The sequence below is a fragment of the Verminephrobacter aporrectodeae subsp. tuberculatae At4 genome (genome assembly GCF_000193225.1).
GTDB lineage: Bacteria > Pseudomonadota > Gammaproteobacteria > Burkholderiales > Burkholderiaceae_C > Acidovorax > Acidovorax aporrectodeae.
The window spans coordinates 1-2,443 of sequence record NZ_AFAL01000801.1 but is presented as its reverse complement, the minus strand read 5'-3'; the positions used below and the strand labels follow the sequence as shown (position 1 = coordinate 2,443).

Annotated in this window: 2 protein-coding genes; one reads left to right on the top strand and one right to left on the bottom strand. The window is 65.8% G+C overall.

Annotation, left to right across the window (positions count from 1 at the left end; translation table 11 throughout):
- Nucleotides 1-284 precede the first annotated feature (284 nt).
- Nucleotides 285-446, bottom strand: coding sequence for a hypothetical protein (locus tag VTU_RS34055; protein WP_169315435.1), 162 nt, complete (start codon nucleotides 444-446; stop codon nucleotides 285-287).
- Nucleotides 447-992: 546 nt separating this feature from the next.
- Between VTU_RS34055 and VTU_RS29385 the strand changes: the two genes are divergently transcribed.
- Nucleotides 993-2,443, top strand: a 1,451-nt coding sequence (locus VTU_RS29385) for an Ig-like domain-containing protein (protein ID WP_010108760.1), incomplete at its 3' end; no start/stop codon positions are given.

Here is a 2,443-nt window from a genome sequence, read left to right as displayed (position 1 = left end):
TCGTGGGCCAGGCGCCGGACGTGGCGCATGGCGGCTTCTGGCTCTGAGGCCGGCCCCCGAATCGCGCACGCATCCGGAAAAGAACCGCCATTGCGCCTGCGCGGTTCTGGCCTGATTCCCTGCCACGGCATGCCCGCGGCCATGTAACCAATCTGCACCCGCAGCAGCGCCGCAGCGCCCCTTGCGGCAGGGGACACCAAGGCCCAAGCAGCACCCTGCCTGCTTGGGTCGGAAACTCCTGATCCCCGAGACCCGCGCGCGGCATCAGGCTGCGCGCGCCCGACCTACAGGAAGACCGGCGCGGTGCCGCTCTCGCAGCGCCCGATCCCGTGCAACGCCAGGGCTTCCACCCGGGTGTTGCCATCATCCATGTCCGTCTGTCCGAGAACCATGCCCGCCTGTCCGACCGTCCGACGAACGGGCGCACACTTACCTTTCTCAGCCATGAAATTGCAATCCGTCACGTACAATTCGCGACATGTCGGGCCCTTCCTCCTCCCCATGCAGCGCATCCTCAAATAGGGGCAGGACCATGGCGCTACCTGAACGCTGCGCATCCCCGCACGCTGCAAGAACCGCTGCCCAAGCTGCACGGCGGGCTGCTGATCTCACCCCCACTGGCGCCCAAACGCGGGTGTCGGACAGAGCCCCCGGACGCAAGCTGCCACCTGCTACCCAAAGCAGTCACGCACGCGCGCACCGTCCCGCGATGCCCCCCCTGCCGGATCGGCAAGGGCTCAAAACATTCAAGAAACCGTTCACGTCCCTCCCCGGGGACTGCGCATGCCACCCACGGTTCGGGCTGCGTTATCGGTCCCCGCACAGCGGGGATAACCTCCTGGCGCACGCCGCCGCCAGAGGCGCGCAACACATCCCTTCGGACAAGACCGTGAACAGGCGCTGAGCCCCGGAATCGCCCCGGGCGCATCCCCTGTCCCCAGGGCCATGCCCCCCAAACCCCTCTTTCACCCCCCATCCACGACCAAAGCACCATGAACACCGATTCGCACACCAGCCCCAGCCTCCGCTCGGGCGAGACCACGAACACCGGGGGCACCCGGCTCCCCACGCTCGCAGCGACCAACCCGATCACGATCGCCGACAACAAGCTGAGCCTTGGCGAGAGCACCACCGTCACCATCCGCTTCGCCGAAGCCATTGCGACCAACAGCTTTACCACCGCGGACCTGACCGTGGGCGGTTACGCGAAGCTGTCCAATCTGCGCAGCACCGACGGCGGCACCACCTGGACGGTCACGCTGACGGCCCCGGGGCAGGAGGATCTCCAACCCCCGCTCTTCGACAGCAGCCGGTACAACTCAACGGGCAACCAGATCAGCGTCAACCTCGCCGGCGTGACCAACCCCGCAGGCAACGCCGGTGTGGGCCAGGCCGTCTCCACGGTCACCTACGACATCGACACCTTCGCGCCCGGCGCCACCATCACGCTGGGCGACAGCGCCCTCACCGCGGGCGAAACCACCACCGTCACCATCAGCTTCGTCGAGCCCGTCACCGGCTTTACCGCCGCCAACATCGACCTGTCAAGGACCAGCGGTACGCTGGGTCCGCTGACCGCCCTTGGAGACGGCAGGACCTGGACCGTCACCTTCACGCCCGCAGCAAATACCAACGCTGCCGCCAACAGCATCGGCGTCAGAGGCATAACGGACTTGGCGGGCAATACGTCGAACGTCTTCTTCAGCGACAACTACAGCATTGACACCCGGCCCGGCAGCACGAACCAGACATCCGACCTGAGCGCACGCGTCACGCTGGCCGATAGTCGCCTTACGACGGGAGAAAAGGCGACCGTCATCATCGCCTTCAACAAACCCGTCACCAGCAGCAGCTTCACGATCGATGACGTGGACATGACCCATGCCAACGGCACGCTGAGCGACCTCACACTCAGCGCCGACGGCAGAACCTGGACGGCCACCTTCACGCCCACGGCCAACGTCATCGCCGAGAGCAACACCATCAGCGTGAACCTCGCGGGCGTGACCGACGCCGCAGGCACCGCCGGTACCGGCAGCGCCACCAGCGGCAACTTCATCGTGAACACCGCGCCAATTGCCGCCACGATCACGCTGGCCGATACCGCGCTCACTGCGGGCGAAACAACGACCGTCACCTTCAGCTTCAACCAAGCGGTCATGGGCTTCATGATGGATGACATCGATCTGACTCAGGCCAACGGCACATTGAGCGAACTCGTATACACATCCAACTCCGGCAACAAAACCTGGACCACCACCTTCACACCCAAGGCCGACGTCAGCGGCGCGACCAACACCATCCGCGTCAACCTGACCGGCGTAGCCAACGTGGCAGGCCGCTCCGGTACCGGCACCGCCGACAGCGCGAACTACACCGTGGACACCCGGCTGCCGGACACCACGCCCCCAGAGTTCAACAGCGCCGCGGTCAACGGCAACCA

Excerpts from the sequence above, each read along its gene's own strand:
- VTU_RS34055 (WP_169315435.1), bottom strand. The coding sequence starts at position 446 with ATGGCTGAGAAAGGTAAGTGTGCGCCCGTTCGTCGGACGGTCGGACAG.